The sequence below is a fragment of the bacterium genome (assembly GCA_035307765.1).
Lineage (GTDB): Bacteria > Sysuimicrobiota > Sysuimicrobiia > Sysuimicrobiales > Segetimicrobiaceae > Segetimicrobium.
The window spans coordinates 74,559-93,011 of the sequence record DATGHU010000006.1; the positions used below are offsets into that span (position 1 = coordinate 74,559).

Below are 18,453 nucleotides of genomic sequence, written 5' to 3' on the forward strand. Positions count from 1 at the left end.
GTGACGCGTCATGACCAGGTAGCCGTCGTCACCGGCGGCGCGAGCGGGATCGGGAAGGCGGTGTGCCTCGCCCTCGCGGGGGAGGGTGCCCGGGTGGCGGTTGCGGATCGGGACGGGGAGGGTGCGGAGGCCGTGGCGGGCGCTGTGACCGCCGCGGGAGGAGATGGCCTCCCGGTGCGGATGGACGTGACCAGCCGGGCAAGTGTCGACGAGGGGCTGCGACAGGTGCTGGCCCACTGGGAGCGGATCGATGTCCTGGCGAACGTCGCGGGATGGGACCGCATCGTCCCGTTCGCCGATACGACGGAGGAGTTCTGGGACCGGGTGATCGCGATCAACTTTCGGGGCGTCCTGGCCACGTCGCACGCGGTTCTCCCCCACATGGTTGAGCAGCGCCGCGGGCTCATCGTGAACGTGAGCTCCGAGGCCGGCCGGGCGGGGTCATCCGGCGAGGCGGTGTACTCCGGCGCAAAAGGCGCTGTGATCGCGTTCAGCAAGGCGCTCGCCCGGGAGGTGGCGCGCCACGGCATCCGGGTGAACGTCGTTGCGCCCGGCCTGACGGACACCCCGCTCCTTCAGGGGCTGATCGCGGATGGCAACGAGAAGCTCGTCTCGGCGATCATCAAAGCGACCCCCTTGGCACGCCTGGCCAGAGCTGAGGAGGTGGCTGACGCTGTGCTCTTCCTTGCGTCCGAACGGGCGTCCTTCATCACGGGCCAGACGTTGAGCGTCGGTGGAGGGCTCACCATGGTCTGAGGGCGCGAGAGGCCGCTGGTTGTCGAGGAGCCCGGCCGGACCGCCCGCGAGGGGCAGCGGCACGATGGCCTCCTCCACGACCGGTAACCCCGGGCGCGTGGATGGCGCGACCGGGCCCTCACCCGGTAGTGCCTGGGTATGTCTGCATCCGATCTGATCATTCATCAAGTCACGTTGCCGGTGCCGTTTCCCCTCAAGACGGCCAACGTGTACCTTGTCGGTACCGGAGCGGGGACGATTCTCATCGACACCGCCTTCTACAGCCCCGACGCCTGGGCGGCGTTGCGGGGGGAGGTGGCCGTCTTTACCGCTGTCCATGGCCAGCTCGGCGCGATCGTGCTGACCCACCATCATCCGGACCACATCGGGATGGCCGGCCGCTTGCAGGAGCATTACGGGGTCCCTGTGCTGGCGTCTCCCGGGGAGGCCGAGCTGGTCGGGCGGGTCTGGGGCCCGGATGCGGATGGGGGTGGTACGGAATTCTATAAGGCGCACGGGATGCCCGCGGCCGCCCTCCGCAGTATCACGCGGGAACTCGACGATCTGCTCGCGGCCCTGGCGCCGCTGCCGCTTGTCGACTGGATTCCCACCAACTGCCTGCTGGCGCTGGCCGGGGCCGAGTTCGTTCCCGTGCTCACCCCGGGACACTCGCCCGCCCACCTCTGCCTCTTCCATCCCCCCTCGGCCACCCTGTTCGTCGGTGACCACCTCCTGCCGCGGATCACCCCGAACATCGGCTGGTACCCGTACTCCGGCCCCGATCCGCTTCGCGATTTTCTCAGTGCGCTGGACGCGATCGAGCACTTGCCCGTTCGAGAGGCCTACCCGGGGCACGGGGCGCCGATCCTCGATATCCGGGCACGGATCGCTGGTCTGCGCGCCCATCACGCTGAGCGCTTGAGGGCCGTGCGCGCGCTTCTCGACGGAACCGCCCTTACCGGATACCAGGTCGCCGAGGGGCTCTTCGGCGCCGGGCTGCCTCCCCAGCAGGCCCGCCTGGCGGTGGTGGAGATGCTCGCTCACCTCGAACACCTGCGGCAGCGGGGCGATGTGGCGATCACATGGCGGCATGCCAGAGCGGCCTACCGTGCGCGGTGACAGCGAGCGCCTCCTCCTCGGCGCCGCGGGGGGAAACTCGTCACTCCTCCGTCATCATACCCGCGTGTCCTCACGGGGCGAAGATGGGGCTCGACCCTGCCTCGATCGGTTCAGTGAGGGGCGGACAAACGCGCCCGCTCCGCTCACGAAGATATCGGTATCACCTACCGCTTCCCAAGGCTTAGCCGGGACGGTGCGCTACTGTGTTTCGAACGCCTGCATCACCTCAGTCGCGAACACCTCCATGTCTGCCAAGAGCTCGTCCATCTTGTCAACAACAAACACAATGCCGAGGTGCGATGCACCGATTGCTTGGAAGCTCTTGATCTGCTCCACAATCTCAGGTGGGGTGCCGAGTAGATTGCTCGCTCGATAGTTCGCCAATACATCCTCGTCCGTGCGACGACTCTCTACCGCTGTTCTTCGGAGATGCTGGGAACTCAATGCCCGTTTCTCTGCGTCCCGTTGGCTGGTGCCAAATGTCAACCACGTCTGAACGTGCAGACTGAGCAGGCTTGCATCCCGACCACTGGCCTCCGCAGTTTCTCTCACTTCAGCCCATGCGCGGCGTGTTTGTTCCGGCGAAAGCCCGGCAACGATCAACCCATCGCCGAGACGTCCGACGCGCTGCAGGCCAACGGGCGTATTCGCAGCGATATAGATGGGAAATGGGCTCTGCGCCGGTTGGGGGGCTAATTCGACCCCTGTGAAATGCACGTAGCGTCCTTTGAAGCTTGCCGGGTTGGCGTTGAAAAGGAGACGAAGACCCTGAATGCCCTCTTCGACCCACGTCCCCCGATGCGCGCCTTTGAGCCCGGGGTGGACAGCCTCAAATTCTTCCCGGTTCGAGCCCAGGCCCACGCCGAGCATCACGCGTCCACCGCTCAACGTATCCAGCGTCGCTACCTGCTTGGCCAGGAGCACGGCTTCGCGCTGGGGAAGAACGATTGTACTTAACATAAACCGCAGCCTATCGGTGATGTTCACGAGGCTCGCATAGGTGACGAGGGGTTCGTAGTAGTTCGGTGTACTAGCCTGCGTCAGTCGGATGCCTTGGCGGGTCGTCAAGTGATCATTGGACCAAATCGAGTAGTAGCCGAGGTGCTCCGCACGGCGTGCGAACGCGGCGAGTTCTCGGACGCGCACAAATCCAACCGGATACGCCGTTCCTTCCCGGCAGCCGGGAAATCCCGCGCCGAAACGCATCGTCATCCGCCACCTCTCACGTAATCACCGCGTCGGGCTCTCCGGGTTTTCTTCACCGGGACGCTCACGGTCCTCCTACTGCTGTCCCCACGGCTTAGCCCGTGCTTTCGGCTGAGCCGACAAGGAGCGGTCTCGCCCGGCGGCATGGGATCACTTGGGGGCGTGCTTTTGCGCGGCCACAGGGTTGAGGAGGGAGCTGGATCACCCTCAACGAACACGAAAATGCCGGTGGACTGAAGGTTGCGTTATATTTCTTCCGCTCCCAAGGATCACCTCGACGGTCGGCGCGTCGGATTCGTTGCCGGGGCGAACCAAGTGTGGCGAGGTGCGAATGACGTATTGCCTGTTTGCAGCTGGCAGGCTGAGGCGTGTCCCGCGTCAGGCCTCGGTGGGCTCCGCGATGCCGAATCGCAAGGTCGATTCGAACCGCCCCCACCCCGGCCCGTTCGTGGGTCTGAGTTCGGGCAGCACGTCGAATATTGGTGGGCGTAGGGCTGATCCGGCCGGTTTCTGGAGGCCAACAGTGGAGGGCGACCAATGAAGAGAATCGGTGTGGAGTTGGACGGCGTCACCGTGACCGCCGTCCTTTTTGAAGACAAAGCCCCCGTGACCGTTGCGAAATTCTGGGAATGTCTGCCGTACGAGGACCGGGTCACACACGGGAAGTGGTCCGGAGATATGTTCCACACCAATACCGACTTCGCGTTCGAACTCGACGTCTCGAAGTGGGCGTTTGGCATGGAGAACCCCGTCGGGTACCAGGCGCCTGGGGATATTGTCTTCCTGCCGGTGGCCAAAGAGATTGCCATTGCCTATGGCGGCGCGCGGTTCTCGTGGGTGACCGGGCCGATGATGGTCTCCGCGATCGGCCGCATCGAGGGCGATCTGACAGAATTCGCCAAGAAGGCCGACCGATTGCAGTGGGAAGGGGCGAAGCGCATCGTTCTGCGACGGCTGTAGGGGACGGCGTTGGATCAAGAAGTGGGAGGCGAACATGAAGCGAGTCGTCGTGGAGTTTGACGGAAAGGCTTTTGATGCCGTGTTGTTCGATGATCAAGCGCCGATCATCTGCAACAACATCTGGAATGCCCTTCCGTTGGAGGGTCCGGCCACGAATACCAAATGGAGCGGCGATATGCTGCGCCTCTGGGTGCAGATTCCGGAGCCGCCGGAGCGCGAGAATATGTCGCAGTTGCAAAACCCAGGGGACATCATCTTCCTGCACAAGTGGAACGGGCTCCGCTTCGTGTACGGTCAGGCACGGATGCAGGGGCCAAACGGGGCGCATCCGACTCCGCTGGTGGGCCGCATGCTCGGCGGGGTCGAGGAGCTGGCCGCTCTGGGCAGCCGCGTTGAGTGGGAAGGCGCCGCGCGGATCCGGGTTCGGCGGGCCTGAGGGGCGAACCGGGCGCGAGCCGGATATGGCCTCGTGGGCGGCCACCGTCAAGGAGGGGCTCGCGCAGGTCCAGAGCCGCGGCGGCCAGCTGATCGGCCCGGGCGACGCCCGGCGCCGCATCGCGTTGGGCGAGGCCGTGGAGATCGTCCGGGACGGTCTGCTCTGGGAGGCGTCGGGGAGAATCGTGATTCCGCCGGCCCGCCGCGCTGTCTTGCGGGTGCCGCTGCCGGACGGCGAGGCTGGGGTGACGTCGATCTCGAAGTGCTGCGTCATTTCGGAGTTGGACGTCGTCGGCTATCGCTTCCTTGGTTCGATCCTCGGCGACGACCCGGTGCGCTATTTGCATATCGCCAGCCTGTCGCGCCGCACGCTCTTGGCCACGATCGATGAGCACCTGACATACCTTCTCCGCATCGCGGCGCTGGCGGTCGTGGCCGCGGCGCACACCGTGGCCGCCCCGAGGCCGACGGTCGGCGTCGTCGGCGCGGGGCGACTGGCGCGGGCCGTGGTTGAGGCGTTGATCGAAGCCGGGCGGGCCGGGGAGGTCGTCGTGACGTCGAGGCATCCCGCATCTCGTGAGCAGCTCGTGCGAGCGCTCGCCACCGCCGGATTCGCGCGCGCGCACGCCGTGGATAGCGTGCGTGAGGTGGCCGGCCGAGCCGACTTTCTCGTGACCGCGACAAACGCCATGGCTCCCGTGCTGTCGCCGGAGTGGATCAAGCCCGGGGCGACGGTCTATGGATTGGGCGCGGGGGAGGAGCTGCCGCCCGCTCTGTTCATGCGCGCGGAGCGCGGGAGCGTGCGGCTCGTCGTGTCGAACTGGGCGGAGTGCGCCGAGCGCTCCGACTTCCGCGGTCTGATCGCAGACGGCCGGGTCAGCAAAGCGGATGTCGACGCGGAGCTGTGGGAGATCGTCGGGGGGAGGGTGCCCGCCCGGCTGCGGGCGGATGACACCGTGTGCCTGCGGGCCCCCGGAAGTGTCGGATTGGACGTTCTGCTGGGGGCGTGGATCTGTGCGCGGCACGCATCGGAGACACGAGCCGCTGTCGACCGAGGAGGGGTGGGGAATGCGTGAGGGACCGGGCCGAGCGCGGCACACCTTGACTCGCCGCGGCTTCCTGGCCGCCGCCGCGGGGATCGTGAGTGCGGCGAGGCTGTTGGCGCCCCGGGGGGCCTCGGCGCAGGCGAAGGGGACGCTCCGCATCGCCCGGGGCGCCAACGCCAGGAGCCTGGACCCGCACATCAACGCCCGACTGTACGACCGCGTCGTGCTGTACACGTTGTACGAACCGCTGATCGACGCGGACAGTCAGGGGAATTTCTTCCCGGTACTGGCCCGGTCGTGGGAGATCGGATCGACGGGACGCGTCGTGACGTTCCACCTGCGGCCCGGGGTGGTCTTCCACGACGGGACGCCGTTTACGGCGGAGGTGGTGAAGTACAACATCGAGCGGATTCTGGACCCGGCAACCGGCTCGGAGCACCGCGTGCGATTCGAAGGAATCATCCAAGGCGTTCGGGCGGTGGATTCCACCACCGCCCAGCTCTACCTGACGCGACCGTACCCACCGCTGTTTTCGGAGCTGATGGACCGGCCGGGACTGATGGTCTCGCCGGCGGCGGTGAAGAAGTACGGGAAGGACTTTGCCCGGAACCCGGTCGGGACGGGGCCCTTCAAGTTCGTGGAGTGGATCCAGGGGAATCGGGTGGTGGTGCAGCGGTACCCCCAATATTGGAACGCGCAGGCGATCCGGTCGGAGAGTATGATCTTCCTGGAGTTTCCGGAACCCGCGGTGGCGGACGCGCAGCTGCGCGGGGGGCAGGTCGATGTCGTGACGCTCGAGGGGTTGCCGGCGGAGGATATCTTGGCGTTCCAGAAGGACACCGCCTACCGGGTGATCCCGAGCCCGGCGTATGCGTGGGCGGCGATTGAGATGAAGGTGGACGTGCCCCCGTTCGACAACCGGGACCTGCGGCAGGCGATCATGTACGCGATCGATCGGGAGCAGATCGTCAAAGTGATCTACCACGGACTGGGGAAGGCGACCGGCAAGTTCTTTCACGAGGGGTGGTGGGCGGACCCGAGTTACAACGGGCCGAAGTACAGACCGGAGATGGCCCGACAAAAGCTGAAGGCCTCGGGCTATCTGGACAAGCCGACCCCGCTCCTGCTGTATGTCCTGAATTCCACCGTGCCGCTCGGGGAGATGATCCAGGCGCAGATGCAGGCGATCGGCCTGGAGATCAATATCCGCCTCGTCAGCGAGCGCGACCAGTATCCGATGGTCCTCCGGGGGGAAATCCCCTTCTCCGTCCCATCAACCTGGACCCCACGCCCCGATCCCCACGGCCTCGCGTACATCTTGTGGGACTCCAAGGGCTACGCGGACAGTTCCCACTATTCGAACCCACAGGTCGATAAGCTGCTGGAGGATGCGTCGGCCACGTACGACAGGAAGGTGCGGACGAAGCTGTACCGGCAGGCCGAGCGGCTGATCGTCGACGATGCCTCGTACGTCTTCTACTATGCCAGCCCGGACTACGCGATCACAAGGCGGGACGTCCAGGGGTTCCGCTACGGCTTCGACCTGATCCCGCGCGTCGCCGGGGCCTGGGTGTAAGCGGTCGGCCGACCGGCCACGCCGGTCGTCGGAGACGCCCCGATGTGGCGCTACGTGCTGCGGAGAGTCATCATCTTGATCCCGACCGCGCTGGTGGTGACGCTCGGCATCTTCGTCCTGATGCGGACCGCGGTGGGGGGGGATCCGACGCTCTATCTGATGGGGCACGAGGCGACGCTTCAGCAGGCCGCGCAAGCGCGGGCGCGATTGGGTCTCGATCGACCGATCATCGTCCAGTACCTGGATTGGCTGCGCCGCTTGGGCTCGCTTGATCTCGGCCGGTCGTTCGAGTACCCGATGGACGTACGATCGGCGCTGGCGGGCCGGCTGCCGGCGACGCTGGAACTCACGCTGCTGGCGACGCTCCTGGCTCTGCTGACCGCGATCCCAGCCGGGGTCTTCACCGCGGTCGCCGGGTCCAGCCCGCTCGGGCGTGTGGCGACGGCGGCCACTATGGCCGGCATCTGCGTCCCGAACTTCTGGCTCGGGATGCTGCTCATCTACCTCTTCGGCGTAGAACTGGGTTGGCTGGCGAACAGCGCCTACGTTCCGTTCACCGAGAACTGGAGACAAAATATCGCGTCGATGCTGCTCCCGGCGGTCAGCCTGGCCGCGTACTACTCGGCGTCGTGGACCCGCTATCTCAGCTCGGCGCTTCTCGATGTCCTGCACAGCGATTACATCCGAGTGGCCCGCGCCAAGGGACTGATGGACCGGACCATCCTGTACAAGCACGCGCTGCGCAACGCGATCATCCCGCTGGTGACGGTCGTTGGTCAGAGCGTCCCGTATATGCTGGCGGGTGCGGTCATCGTGGAGGTGGTGTTCAGCCTCCCCGGGATTGGGCGGCTGTTCAGCGATGGAATCCAGTCGCGCGATTACCCGGTGGTCCAGGGGACCGTGCTGCTCGTGACGATCGCCGTCGTGTTGAGCAGCCTGGTCGTCGACCTCGCGTACGGCGTGCTCGATCCCCGCATCAAGTACGACTGACCGCTTCCGGATGGCGATGGTGCTGCAGCGGCTTGCGCGACAACTCACCACTCCGAGCGGCGAGATTTTGGGGGTAGCGGTCTTCCTCCTGGTCGCTGCGGCGGCCTTCCCACGGCTGCTGAGCCCGTACGATCCGATCCAGATCCAGGGAACCCTCAGCATGCGGGCGCCCACCTGGGGTCACACCCTGGGCACCGATCTGCTCGGCAAAGATGTGCTGAGCCAGATCATCTACGGCACGCGGACGACCCTGCTGATCGGCGCGAGCGCTGTCTTGCTGAGCCTCGTTGCCGGGACCTTGATCGGGCTCGTCTCGGGATTCTGGGGCGGGAGCATGCTCGATGAGACCCTGATGCGGCTGATCGACGCGCTGTACATCTTCCCCGATCTCATTCTTGCACTGACGATCGTGGCGATCCTCGGCCCCGGGCGGATCGAGAGCGTGATCATTGCGCTCGCGATCGGGCACGTCGCGGCCTATGCGCGGCTCGTCAGGAGCCGAGTGCTCGCGCTGCGGGGAGCCGAATTCGTGGCCGCGGCCCGCAGCCTCGGTGCCTCGGCCAACCGGATTCTCGTCCGGCACATTTTGCCTCAAACCACCGACGTGCTCGTGGTGCGGTCGGTGATCGCGCTCTCGTCGGTCGTCCTCGGGGAGGCGGCACTCAGCTTCCTCGGTCTGGGTGTGCAGCCCCCGACGCCGAGCTGGGGTCGGATGCTGCGCGATGGTTTCCAATACCTCGCCACGGCGCCGTGGGTCGCCTTCTCCCCAGGATTCGCGATCTTTCTGACGGTGTTCCTCTTCAATCATGTCGGAGAGATGATCCGGGATGTGTTGGATCCGCACGCGTTGATGGCTCGGACGCCCTCCGCCGCCGCGCGGAGACCCCCGAATCCCACACGACCGATGGGGGACGCCACGCCGGTTCCCACGTCGAAGGAGTGAGCAATCCTTGTCTGTCGTGACCATCGCGGGCACGGGTGGAACCTTGGGCCTCCGGCGGTGCGTCGGGATCGCCGCGACACCCTTTCGGCGGGTTGCCGGCCGCCGCGTCCGCTCGTCGGACCTGCCCCTCCGTCGTGCCGCCGGCCCGCGCGGACCGCACGCGCCGGAGCGTGTTCGGGATGCTCCGCATGAAGGCGTCGCACCCGCTCCCTGCGGGCGGATGTTCGGGCCACTGGCGATGCAGCAAGCGCACACCGCGGCCCGGGCAGATCCCTTTCGCGGGCGACCCGCGTGCCCTGACCTCGATCAGAGGACTCCGGCTCCAGGCCGCCGCGCCGGCACTTTGCACGCCGGGAAAACGCGGGAGCTGCTCAAGGCGCCAAGCCGGGCCCCGCGGGCCCCTCCCGGGAGAGCGGGAACCGCCGTAGCAGAGCACCAATCAGGAGCACTTCTAGAACAATTGAGGAGGCGGAACAGTGACGCGGATCGAGATCGTGCTCGGCGACCAAGTGTTTCACGCTACGCTCTTTGCGGACACCGCGCCAAAAACCACTGCGGCGGTGCTGCGAGCCATGCCCTTCGAGGGCCGGGCCGTGCACGCCCAGCTCAGCGGGGAGATGTTCCGGATGTTCGAGCATGCTCCCATCGCCGTCGACGAAACGGAGAATCGCGAGTCGTTTCAGCATCCAGGTGAGATTGTCTACTACCCGCCGATCAAGGAAATCGCGATCGCGTACGGCGGAGCACGGTTCCGGGGCACGGCGGGGTTCCTGTACTTGACCCCGCTCGGGATGATCGACGCGGAGGAGATCCCCCAACTCGCGAAGGTGGCCGATCGGCTGCAGTGGGACGGCGCGAAGCGGATTCAGTTTCGCCGGGCGGAAGGCAAGGAGGCATCCGCCGGCGCCTCCCGCGCACAGCCGGGTGGGGGAATCAAGCGTCAGATCGAGCTGGACCTGGACGGGGTGAGCGCGGTGGCGCACCTCCTCGATGAGACCGCACCCCAAACGACGCGCGCGCTCTGGGATGCGCTCACGCTCACCGGCTCGGTCACGAACACCAAATGGAGCGGCCAGATGCTGCGCTTCTGGGGAAAAGAGGGAGCCCTCGGCGAGACACCGATCCGGTTGACGGCGCCGGAGAACGGTCAGGTGCTGCACTGGCCGGGGTATGTGTACTATCACCCGCAATATCGGGGGATCCGCGTGTGCTACGGACAGGCGCAACAGAGCGGGCCGACCAGTGTGTCCACCCTCACCCCGGTCGCCAAGATCACCGGCGACTGGTCGGCGTTCTTGGACAAAGCCAAAGCGATCATGTTCGAGGGAGCGAAGACCATGACGATTCGCCGCAAGGAGACCTAGGCCGTGGAGCTGCAAATCGTGTTGGCCGGCGTGACCGGACGTGTCGAACTGCTCGACGCCAAGGCACCGCGCACCGTGAAGGCGCTGTGGGCGGCGCTGCCGATTATCGATCGGGCGGTTCAGGTGAAATGGTCGGGCGACGCGTGGCGGACCGAGGGTGATTACGACATCGGTGTTCACGACGTCGAGAACGAGGGGCACGTGCTGGCAGCCGGCGACGTGATCTACTACCCGCGAATGAAAAAGATCGGGCTGGCGTACGGCCGGGCGGAATGGCGCCACCCGGATTTGTCGATTGCGCTCCATGTCTCTGTGATCGGCAAGGTGACGGCGAACCTGGACGAACTTTCCGCAGCGGGCCAACGGGTTTGGATGGAGGGGGCTCAGCCGCTGCGGCTGAGCCGGGCGGAGTAGGCTCTTTGACGTCGGCGCCGCTGAGGGGGGCCAGCGATGACAACGTCGGTCAGGCGCCGCGGTCCGGACCGTACACACGGGAGTACGGCGTTGACGACAACTACAGCGGGTCGGCGGCGAAGGCCGCACAGGGCTGCAAGCCCAGGCGGCGGCTCTTCCGTCTCTGGCGCGGAGGGGGCATGCTCGACCCCTCGGACCGCGGGAGTACGGTTCTGAGCCGCAACCGAACGGCCAAGGGCTGTCCGAGTGGACCCAACCGGTCGCCACCACTTTGGCTCGTGGCCATCCGCATCCGGTTTGCCTCGGGCGGCCGAAAGGCTTCCCTACAAACCGGTAGGGGAAGCGCGCCCAAAGGCTCCCGCAATTCGGGCTTCCACCACGGACGGACTCCAGCGGGGGACGAACTGGCTGTCCTCCGGGGCGTCGACACCGCGACGAGGCGTGTCACCGCTGCGGATCCGCTTCATCGTTGCCGCCCCGTCAAGCTCTGTTGGGGGGCGTCTACACTCAGGGGGTGTGGAGGTTCATGATATAGTTCGCCCCCGCAGCCGCGCGTCACGCTCACAGCGAAGGATCGAGGAGGTCCCGAATCCCGTCCCCGAGCAGGTTGAGGCCCAACACCGTGAGCATGATCGCCATGCCCGGCGTGATGGCCGTCCACGGAGCCTGATCTAGGAACGGATAGCCGTAACGCAGCATCGACCCCCACGATGCAGTCGGCGGTTGGACGCCGAGCCCAAGAAACGACAATGATGCTTCGGTGAGAATGGCAAAACTGACGGTCAGCGTGCCCTGGACGACGACAAGCCCAAGCAGATTCGGCAATAGATGGCGTCGCAGAATGCGCGCCGGCGGCGCGCCGACGGCCCGTGCCGCATGGATGAACTCCATTTCGCGGAGTGCGAGGACTTGGCCGCGCACCAGCCGCGCGAACCGTGGCATCGCGACCAACGCGATTGCGAGTGTGGCGTTCGTCACGCTGGGGCCGAGCACCCCGACGATCGCGATCGCCAGGACCATCGTCGGAATGGAGAACAGTAGGTCCATCAGACGCATCAGCGCGCCGTCGAGCCACCCGCCCCAGAAACCACTCGCCATACCCGCGGGCACGCCCACGACCGCCGCGGTCAGCGTGGCAACGACGCCGATCCCAATGGAAATCCGCCCCCCCGCAAACACCCGGCTCAGGATGTCGCGGCCGAGGTCGTCGGTGCCGAGCCACCAGGTGCGCGATGGGGGGATCAGCAGCGCCGACACGTGCACGGCGTTGGGCGGCGTTGGGTCAACGGTCGGACCGACCACTGCGACGAGCAGCATGCCGAGGGAGAGTAATCCGCCCACACAAGCAAGCCGGTGCCGGGTCACAAAGCGGGCGCCGGTGACGAAGATCCCGCCCGAGGTGGGTATTCGAGTGCCCTGAGCGACGTATGTAGCGACCACGGCGTTACCCGTACCGGATACGAGGGTCGGCCCACGCATAGAGCACGTCGGCCAATAGGTTCGCGGCGATCAGCGCGAGCGCCATGAAGAGCGTGACCGCCTGGAGCACAGGGAAGTCCCGGTCCAGGACCGAGTCCACCGCGAGACGCCCGATGCCCGGCAGGGCGAAGATCGTTTCGGTCACGACGGCCCCGCCGAGGAGGCGGCCGGTTTCGAGCGCCACCACGGTGATGATCGGGATGAGCGCGCTCCGCAGGACGTGACGAGCCACCACCCGTGATTCCTGGATGCCCTTCGCCCGTGCGGTCTTGATGTAATCCGCCTTGATCACGTCCAGCACGCTCATGCGCGCGATACGCATGACCACCGAAACGTACGACATCCCGAGGGTGATGACGGGGAGGATCATCAGGCGGAGGTTGGGGCCCAGCCCCCGCCAGGGCGGCGCGTACCCCGACGGCGGCAACCAATGCAGCCGCACGGCGAACAGGAGGATGAGCAACACGCCGAGCCAAAACGCCGGCATGGCGAGCCCCAGGGCGCCGATGCCGGAGATCAAGGCATCCAGCCCGGTGTTCCGGCGAAGCGCGGCGATGACGCCCAGCGGGACTGCGATGCTCAGGGCGCCGGCGATCGCAAACACCGTGAGCTCGATCGTCACCGGCAGCCGCGCCGTGATCTCAGAGGCCACGCGAGATTTCGACCGGTAGGAGTACCCCAGGTCGCCGTGAAGCGCCCGGCGCAGCCACCATCCGTACTGCACATACAGCGGTCGGTCAAGCCCGAGTTGGTGGCGGAGCGCGGCCGCGACCTGCGGGCTCGCGAGGTCGTCGCTGAGCATCGTCGTGACCGGGTCGCCGGGCGCGAGATGCAGCATTGAGAAGACGCCGATACTGAGGAACAGGAGCACCGGCAGGGTCGCGAGCATCCGGTGGAACAGGAACCGCATCATCGCCGCGGCCTCATGGGATGGCCGGAAAGTGCGGTGCCGTCATGGAACAGGCCGGTAATCGGCAGGGCGCGTACTCGCCGGTTGGCACAGACTTCGGCGAGGGTCGCCATGATAGGCGCCGCAGAGGAAGTCCTAATCTTTCTTTGGCGGAGCCCTATTGCTGCAACCACACGGCTTTGAACCGCATCATGGTATCCGGGATCGCCGGGAGACCTTGGACCTGCTTCTGCATTCCAATCATGAGGTTCTCAAAGACCTGGAACACCCAGGGGGCGTCTTCGACAACCTGGCGCTGAATCTGCCGGTAGAACCGGATTCGCTCAGGACCGTTTGGGATCACCCGCGTCTTCTCGAAGAGGGCGTCCACCATCGGGTTGCTGTAGGACACGGAATTCACGTTCCCCTTCGTGCTGAAGTGATTGTACATCGTGCCGTCGATGTCCGGTCGGGGGGTCCATGATCCGATCACGGCCTGGTAGCGTTTTCCGGTAATGCGGTCCTGCAGGGTCGTCGGATCGTATGCCTGGATGTTGGCCGTGATCCCGGCCTCCGCGAGCTGTGCCCGGATCAACTGGGCGAGTCGGGCTTGTTCCGGCGACGTGGAGATCTCAAGCGTGAAGGAGAAGCCTTTTGGCTGCCCACCCTCAACGAGTTTCGCCTTGGCCTTGTTGATATCGGTCAGATAGCCATACGCGCTGACCGCCGGATCGAAATACTGGCGGTACACAGGCGAGATCGGGCCGTACGCCGGTCGGGCCTGACCAAAATAGATCGCGGTGACGATCTGGTCGCGGTTCACGGCGTACGAGACTGCCTGTCGAAGCGCTTTGCTGCTGAACGGCGGCATCGCGTTGTTCAGCCGAATCATCGGCCAGCGCGCTCCGGACAGCAGGATCGTATGGAACCGCGGATCATTGCGCACGGCCCGCTGCTCGCGGGCCGGCACGGTGTCGATGACATCGAGGCTGCCGGCGCGCAGGTTGGCCATCTTGACAGTTTCGTCGGGGGTCGGGTGGTAGATGATCTCATCCAGGTACGGGAGGCCGCGTTCCCAGTAGTTGTCGAACCGCTTCAGCGTGATGTGATCGTTCTTCACCCACTCCACGAACCCAAACGGCCCGGTGCCGACCGGGTGCAGGCCGTATTGGTCTCCCCACTTTCGGACCGCGGTCGGTGAGGACATGAACCCGGGCCCCTCGGTGAACCAGGAAAGCAGGGGGGTGAACGGCGCACTGAGGTCAAGCTCTAAGGTCGCCGGGTCGACGACACGGGTCTCCTTGATTGGCGCGAGAATCGTGCGAAAGGCCGACCCGGTCTCGGGGTTCAACATCCGGTCGATGTTGAACTTCACCGCACTCGCATCAAAACTCGTTCCGTCCTGGAATCGGACGCCGGTTTGGAGGTGGAACGTCACACGCAGCCCGTCCGGCGAGATGCTCCAACTCTTGACGAGTTCGGGCTTGATGGTGAAGGAGGAGTCAAGCGCAAAGAGGGGGTTAAAGATCGAGTAGAAGATCTGCCGTTCGTTGACGTTTGTGTAATGTGCCGGATCCAGCGTGCCCCAGTCGCCGCTAATCCCCACGCGCAAGGTACCGCCGCGTGTCGGTGACTGCGCGGAGGCTCGTCGGATACCCCAGTCGGGGAACAACATCCCCCCCGCGGCCACCGCCGCCACCAGCATTCCGGTGATCAGACGGACCGCCATTGTGCACAATCGCGACCACGGCCGGTTGGACACGTGTCACCCCCTCCACCATTCGCCACCCTGATTCGATACGGTTGTGCGGGAATGCTCCTGCGTCGTTCGGTTAGTCATGCGGTACGCGGACGCGCTGCAGCCACTTCTCGACGTGTCCGAGTGGGCGGACCAGCGAGTACTTCTGGGCCATATCGAATAGGTTGATGCGGTGCGGCGTTGGGGCGCGATCGAAGACGCACTCTTCCACGACGATGGTGCGAAAGTGGTAGTCATGGGCATCGACGACGGATGCCCGGACACAGCCGCTCGTCGTACATCCTGTCACCAGGAGGGTGTCGACGCGGAGCCCCATGAGATAGGCGGCGAGAGGCGTTCCAAAGAACGCGCTGGCCGCCGCTTTTCGATAGACCGCGTCGTGGCGTCGTGGGGCAAGCTCCCGGACGATATCGGTTCCCCGGCGGGCTTCGTGGCGGGTCGCACCCGCGGTTCGAGGGAACCCGTGTGTGTACACGATCGGCACGCCGCGCGCCCTGGCGATCCGCAGCAACCGGGCGATCTTCGGGATGCTTCGCCATGCGATCTCGCCACAGCTGTTCCGGAACTTGGCGATAGACGACAGGATCGGCTCCGGTTTGTCTCCCGTGAAGTTGTATTCCATGTCGACCACGAGCACCGCCGGCCGCCGGCCTTCCTTCGGCAAGCGGCCGTAACCGGCGCGGCGGTACACTTCGAGTTCATCTGCACCGATGAGTCCATTCCAGGCGTTCATCGTGTGGCGCGATCCATGCGGGGCATTTGATGGCGCTGCCTTGGCGCTAGTGTCGCCTGCATCATGTCCTCGCCGGCCGACCGCTCTACCTCGTCGGGGCTGCGGCGGCGGACGAGGGCCCGGCGGTCCCGCGCCGAATCACCCGCCCACTTCGCGGATCGTACGATGGGCGAGTTCGCTGAGGGGTTTTTGTCTGCGATTGTGCGTCGGATTGAGTCGAGATTCGCCAGCGCGTGGGTTTTTGCCATGGTGCCCTCCGCGTGATTTCATTAGCCGCAACCTGAAGCAGGACGTGAGTCGCGCCGATCGTATTCGGGCACCCGTCCAAAGGTCGTACACCGGTAGCACCTTTGGCATACCATAGCTTTTTCGCGCATGGTCAAATCACCTGCGGAACCTCAACATGGGACGTTTTTCGGACGTGCCTGCGACTGCCGAGACCAGTCGCTTGCCAGAGCAGGACGAACGACTGCCATCGAGAACGTATGCACCAAATAACACGTACGCATCTTCCTTATATGAGGACACATGACGGGGCGGCAAGGTACCGGTAGCGGGAGTGCACCGGTACGGCATGGCGATCGGCAGCCACTTCGTTGGAGGTTGCGCCGAGTGGGATATCCGCTGACGATCGTCGAGGCGGGAGCGGATGTATAAGATCATGATCGACCTAGGTGGCACAAAGGCGGGCGCGGAACTCTGGGACGAAAAGGCCCCGAAGACGATCGCGGCGTTGCTGCGGCATTTTCCCATGGCCGACCGGACCATTCACGTGCGGTGGTCCGGGGCCGCGTGGCGGACTGAAAAGAATTATCCACTCGAGATCGGGAAGGTCGAGAACCCCGCTACCTGGTTGGATCCCGGAGACATCATTTACTATGACGATCCACGATACCAGCTTTACAAGCTGGCGTTCGCCTACGGCAAGAGCCAGTGGCGGGACGACAAGGGCGAGCTCCACGTTGCACGGATCGGCAAGGTGATCGATAGCCTCGACGCCTTCGTCAAGGCGAGCGACGAGGTGTTGTTTTGGGGGCCGAAGGCGGTGACGATCCGTCTTGCGCCGTGATCATCCCTCGGGGGGTGTGAGTCGCTGCTGATGGTTAGTCCATAGGCAGGGAATGGGGGGCGTGGATGTGGCCAGTCCCGTCGGCCCGCGGAACGATGAGCATAGGGAGGGGGAGCCATGCGCGACAGGAATCGGCAGGTGGATTCCTTGAATCGAACGGCATCCTTCCCACGCCGGCGTCGCATCACTCGCCGGGACCTTCTGCGGATGAGCGCTGGGGCCGGGCTTGGCCTGGCGCTGGCGCGCGATGCGGCGACGCGCGCTACGGCCTTCGCGGCACCCCCCCCACAGCCAGGAGGGATCTTGCGTGTGGGAGCGGTGGCCGATACGCACACCCTGGACCCACACTTTTCCGTGGATTGGTCGGAGCGGCCCGTGATGTACGCGATCTACAACACGCTCGTCTCCGCGACGCCGACGTTCGAAATCGCCCCCGAATTAGGTCGATCCTGGAAGATCTCCGCGGATGGGCTGACGATCACGGTCTCATTGCAGCCGAATGTCAAATTTCACGACGGGACCGTCTGCGACGCCGAAGCCGTGAAGTGGAACATCGACTTCATCCTGGACAAGGCGAACAACTCCCCCCAATTCAAACAACTCGACCCGTTTCTCTCCGGCGTCGAGGCCAGCGGGCCGACGACGGTGGTGTTTCGCCTGAAGAAACCCTACGCGGGATTCCTCGCCGCCTTTACCGAACGCCCCGGCTTCATCGTCTCCCCCGCGGCGTATCAAAAGTACGGTAAGGATTTTGGCCGCAATCCGGTCGGGACGGGGATGTTTCAATTCGTGGAGTGGCTCCCGGATGACCACGTGTCGGTCAAGCGGTTTGACGGGTATTGGGGTAGGTCCAAGGCGTCCCTCGATGGCATCACCTACAGGGTCGTCCCCGATCCCGCGGTTCGCGACACGATGGTCCGCACAGGCGAGCTCGACATCACCAGCGAGCCGGATCCCAAGGACATCGCGGTGCTTCAGAAGAGCCCTGGGGTGAAGGTTGTGAGCGAGAATCCGTCGGGTCATTGGTGGGGGGTCCAGTGGCGGGTCGACCGTCCCCCCTTCAATAACAAGGCACTCCGGCAGGCGATTGCGTACGGGATCGACCGCGGTGAATTCGTGAAAGTGATGCTCGGGGGGCGGGGCAGCATCGCCAACGGGCCCACCCCGTCGATTGTGTGGTGGTACAGCCGGACCGCGAAGGGGTTCTCCTACGATCCCGATCGTGCCAAGCAGTTGCTGGCGGAAGCGGGGTATCAGAATGGTTTCTCGGCCCAATTCTCAACCGACAATACGCCGGTGGGACTCCAGTTCGCCCAGTTGCTGCAGGCCCAGCTCAAGCGGATCAACGTGACCCTGACGATCAACCCGGTCGACCCGTCAAATCTGTACCAGGAGGTCCTGCAGCAGAAGGTCAACTGGACACGGACGGACTGGACGCTCCGGGCGGATCCAGACGGGCTGCTGCGGATTTTGTTCTACACCGGCAACTACGCGAATTCGACGGGGTACTCGAATCCAACCGTCGATAAGCTGCTCGACCAAGGCAACTCCACATACGACCGCAACGCGCGGAAGAGTATCTACGCGCAGATCGAACAACAGGTGATCGACGACGCGCCGTACGTGTGGGTCTTTTATCCGTCCGAGGATGCGCCGATGCGGACAACGGTTCAAGAATACGCGTGGATCCCGGATTCGGTGCCGCGGTACCGCAGCCTTTGGCTGGCAAAGTGACC

At 65.1% G+C, this 18,453-nt stretch carries 17 protein-coding genes; 12 read left to right on the forward strand and 5 right to left on the reverse strand.

The features are described from left to right. Positions 1–756, forward strand: a complete 756-nt coding sequence (locus tag VKV57_01710; protein ID HLW58620.1) for a glucose 1-dehydrogenase — start codon at positions 1–3, stop codon at positions 754–756. A 138-nt stretch (positions 757–894) separates the two neighbouring features. Then, the gene (locus VKV57_01715) at positions 895–1,854 is read left to right on the forward strand and encodes an MBL fold metallo-hydrolase (protein HLW58621.1); all 960 of its coding nucleotides are present in this window, start codon (positions 895–897) and stop codon (positions 1,852–1,854) included. A 198-nt stretch (positions 1,855–2,052) separates the two neighbouring features. Here VKV57_01715 and VKV57_01720 read toward each other — a convergent pair whose 3' ends face one another. Then, complete coding sequence (locus VKV57_01720; protein ID HLW58622.1) at positions 2,053–3,066, reverse strand: TIGR03619 family F420-dependent LLM class oxidoreductase; 1,014 nt, start codon at positions 3,064–3,066, stop codon at positions 2,053–2,055. Between the two features lie 531 nt (positions 3,067–3,597). On the opposite strand from VKV57_01720, the gene VKV57_01725 reads away from it, so the two are divergent. From VKV57_01725 to VKV57_01760, 8 genes are all read left to right on the forward strand, one after another. Next, positions 3,598–4,020 (forward strand): DUF3830 family protein, encoded by a 423-nt coding sequence (locus VKV57_01725; GenBank protein ID HLW58623.1) that lies wholly within the window; start codon positions 3,598–3,600, stop codon positions 4,018–4,020. Between the two features lie 34 nt (positions 4,021–4,054). Then, the gene (locus VKV57_01730; GenBank protein ID HLW58624.1) at positions 4,055–4,456 is read left to right on the forward strand and encodes a DUF3830 family protein; all 402 of its coding nucleotides are present in this window, start codon (positions 4,055–4,057) and stop codon (positions 4,454–4,456) included. Between the two features lie 25 nt (positions 4,457–4,481). Further along, on the forward strand, positions 4,482–5,531 hold the full coding sequence (locus VKV57_01735) for an NAD(P)-binding domain-containing protein (GenBank protein ID HLW58625.1): 1,050 nt from the start codon (positions 4,482–4,484) through the stop codon (positions 5,529–5,531). Continuing rightward, positions 5,524–7,077 carry an ABC transporter substrate-binding protein gene (locus VKV57_01740; GenBank protein ID HLW58626.1) on the forward strand — a complete coding sequence of 518 codons (1,554 nt, stop codon included), beginning with the start codon at positions 5,524–5,526 and terminating at the stop codon, positions 7,075–7,077. The genes VKV57_01735 and VKV57_01740 overlap by 8 nt, the downstream gene beginning before the upstream one ends. A 42-nt stretch (positions 7,078–7,119) precedes the next feature. Beyond that, positions 7,120–8,067 carry an ABC transporter permease gene (locus tag VKV57_01745; protein HLW58627.1) on the forward strand — a complete coding sequence of 316 codons (948 nt, stop codon included), beginning with the start codon at positions 7,120–7,122 and terminating at the stop codon, positions 8,065–8,067. Between the two features lie 10 nt (positions 8,068–8,077). Continuing rightward, positions 8,078–9,010: an ABC transporter permease gene (locus VKV57_01750; protein ID HLW58628.1), complete on the forward strand. Its 933-nt coding sequence runs from the start codon at positions 8,078–8,080 to the stop codon at positions 9,008–9,010. Between the two features lie 476 nt (positions 9,011–9,486). Further along, entirely contained in the window at positions 9,487–10,374 is an 888-nt protein-coding gene (locus VKV57_01755; protein HLW58629.1) for a DUF3830 family protein, read from the forward strand. A gap of 3 nt (positions 10,375–10,377) precedes the next feature. Then, on the forward strand, positions 10,378–10,788 hold the full coding sequence (locus VKV57_01760; GenBank protein ID HLW58630.1) for a DUF3830 family protein: 411 nt from the start codon (positions 10,378–10,380) through the stop codon (positions 10,786–10,788). 561 nt (positions 10,789–11,349) lie between these two features. Here VKV57_01760 and VKV57_01765 read toward each other — a convergent pair. From VKV57_01765 to VKV57_01780, 4 genes are all read right to left on the reverse strand, one after another. After that, positions 11,350–12,105 carry an ABC transporter permease gene (locus VKV57_01765; protein ID HLW58631.1) on the reverse strand — a complete coding sequence of 252 codons (756 nt, stop codon included), beginning with the start codon at positions 12,103–12,105 and terminating at the stop codon, positions 11,350–11,352. 127 nt (positions 12,106–12,232) lie between these two features. After that, on the reverse strand, positions 12,233–13,180 hold the full coding sequence (locus tag VKV57_01770) for an ABC transporter permease (GenBank protein HLW58632.1): 948 nt from the start codon (positions 13,178–13,180) through the stop codon (positions 12,233–12,235). 154 nt (positions 13,181–13,334) lie between these two features. Beyond that, on the reverse strand, positions 13,335–14,885 hold the full coding sequence (locus VKV57_01775; GenBank protein ID HLW58633.1) for an ABC transporter substrate-binding protein: 1,551 nt from the start codon (positions 14,883–14,885) through the stop codon (positions 13,335–13,337). Positions 14,886–14,988: 103 nt separating this feature from the next. Next, positions 14,989–15,648, reverse strand: a complete 660-nt coding sequence (locus VKV57_01780; protein ID HLW58634.1) for an isochorismatase family protein — start codon at positions 15,646–15,648, stop codon at positions 14,989–14,991. 649 nt (positions 15,649–16,297) lie between these two features. Between VKV57_01780 and VKV57_01785 the strand changes: the two genes are divergently transcribed. Both VKV57_01785 and VKV57_01790 read left to right on the forward strand, forming a co-directional pair. Then, positions 16,298–16,717, forward strand: a complete 420-nt coding sequence (locus VKV57_01785) for a DUF3830 family protein (GenBank protein HLW58635.1) — start codon at positions 16,298–16,300, stop codon at positions 16,715–16,717. 207 nt (positions 16,718–16,924) lie between these two features. Beyond that, positions 16,925–18,451 (forward strand): ABC transporter substrate-binding protein, encoded by a 1,527-nt coding sequence (locus VKV57_01790; GenBank protein ID HLW58636.1) that lies wholly within the window; start codon positions 16,925–16,927, stop codon positions 18,449–18,451. The last annotated feature ends 2 nt before the right edge of the window (positions 18,452–18,453 follow it).

Bases quoted from the DNA above. Each gene is read 5' to 3' on its own strand.
- VKV57_01715 (HLW58621.1), top strand. From the start codon at position 895: ATGTCTGCATCCGATCTGATCATTCATCAAGTCACGTTGCCGGTGCCG.
- VKV57_01720 (HLW58622.1), bottom strand. From the start codon at position 3,066: ATGACGATGCGTTTCGGCGCGGGATTTCCCGGCTGCCGGGAAGGAACG.
- VKV57_01725 (HLW58623.1), top strand. From the start codon at position 3,598: ATGAAGAGAATCGGTGTGGAGTTGGACGGCGTCACCGTGACCGCCGTC.
- VKV57_01730 (HLW58624.1), top strand. From the start codon at position 4,055: ATGAAGCGAGTCGTCGTGGAGTTTGACGGAAAGGCTTTTGATGCCGTG.
- VKV57_01735 (HLW58625.1), top strand. From the start codon at position 4,482: ATGGCCTCGTGGGCGGCCACCGTCAAGGAGGGGCTCGCGCAGGTCCAG.
- VKV57_01740 (HLW58626.1), top strand. From the start codon at position 5,524: ATGCGTGAGGGACCGGGCCGAGCGCGGCACACCTTGACTCGCCGCGGC.
- VKV57_01745 (HLW58627.1), top strand. From the start codon at position 7,120: ATGTGGCGCTACGTGCTGCGGAGAGTCATCATCTTGATCCCGACCGCG.
- VKV57_01750 (HLW58628.1), top strand. From the start codon at position 8,078: ATGGCGATGGTGCTGCAGCGGCTTGCGCGACAACTCACCACTCCGAGC.
- VKV57_01765 (HLW58631.1), bottom strand. From the start codon at position 12,105: ATGCTGCTCGTCGCAGTGGTCGGTCCGACCGTTGACCCAACGCCGCCC.
- VKV57_01770 (HLW58632.1), bottom strand. From the start codon at position 13,180: ATGATGCGGTTCCTGTTCCACCGGATGCTCGCGACCCTGCCGGTGCTC.
- VKV57_01775 (HLW58633.1), bottom strand. From the start codon at position 14,885: ATGGCGGTCCGTCTGATCACCGGAATGCTGGTGGCGGCGGTGGCCGCG.
- VKV57_01780 (HLW58634.1), bottom strand. From the start codon at position 15,648: ATGAACGCCTGGAATGGACTCATCGGTGCAGATGAACTCGAAGTGTAC.
- VKV57_01785 (HLW58635.1), top strand. From the start codon at position 16,298: ATGTATAAGATCATGATCGACCTAGGTGGCACAAAGGCGGGCGCGGAA.
- VKV57_01790 (HLW58636.1), top strand. From the start codon at position 16,925: ATGAGCGCTGGGGCCGGGCTTGGCCTGGCGCTGGCGCGCGATGCGGCG.